Origin of the sequence: Ectothiorhodospira shaposhnikovii, from assembly GCF_022227765.1 — a bacterium.
Lineage (GTDB): Bacteria > Pseudomonadota > Gammaproteobacteria > Ectothiorhodospirales > Ectothiorhodospiraceae > Ectothiorhodospira.
In genome coordinates this window covers 1-802 of sequence record NZ_JAJMLZ010000031.1, presented here as the reverse complement: position 1 = coordinate 802, position 802 = coordinate 1, and the positions used below count along the sequence as shown (strand labels likewise).

Here is an 802-nt window from a genome sequence, read left to right as displayed (position 1 = left end):
CCTGCCGAACCGAGCGTCTGGGTGGGCTGCGGCTTCGCTGTGACCAATGCGATAGGGAGCAGCAGTGGTATCACAGCTGCCGGGATCGGCATTGTCCGCAATGCCAGAGCCGCGCGACACAGGCCTGGTGCGAGCAGCAACGCAGCCAGCTGCTGCCGGTGACGTATTATCACCTGGTGTTCACGCTCCCCCACACCCTCAATGGCTGGGTACAGTTGCACCCGCGCGAACTCCATCGCCTTTTGTTCCAGTCGGCATGGGCCACGCTCAAGGCCTTCGGGCAAGACCCCAGGCGTCTGGGGGGAGAACTGGGCATGACGGCGGTGCTGCATACCTGGGGGCAAACCCTGACGCAACATGTGCACCTGCACTGCCTCGTCCCCGGTGGCGCCCTGCGCGAGGATGGTCAATGGCAACCCTGCCAGGGCAACTACCTGTTTCCCGTCAAGGCCCTGTCTAGACGGTTTCGCGGCCTGATGGTGTCTGCCTTGAGACAGGCGGCCGCCAGCGGTGCGTTGTCGCGGGTGAGCCACCCGGGAGAAGTCGACCGTGTGCTGGATGCACTGATGCGGGAATCGTGGAACGTCTACACCAAGGCCTGCCTGAACCGGGGTGCAACGGTGGTGGACTACCTGGGCCGCTACACACACCGCATTGCCATCACCCACCAGCGGATTGTAAAGGTAGATGAGGGCGGTGTTCACTTCACCTACAAGGACTATCGGACGGAACAGCGCAAGGTGATGGTATTGTCGGGGGAAGAATTTGTGCGCCGTTTTTTGCAACACATCCTTCCCAAGGG

Annotated in this window: 1 protein-coding gene; it reads left to right on the top strand. The window is 62.1% G+C overall.

The window, feature by feature from the left end:
• A partial coding sequence (locus tag LQD11_RS15435) for an IS91 family transposase (RefSeq protein WP_238618349.1) occupies positions 1-802 on the top strand: 802 nt, incomplete at both ends.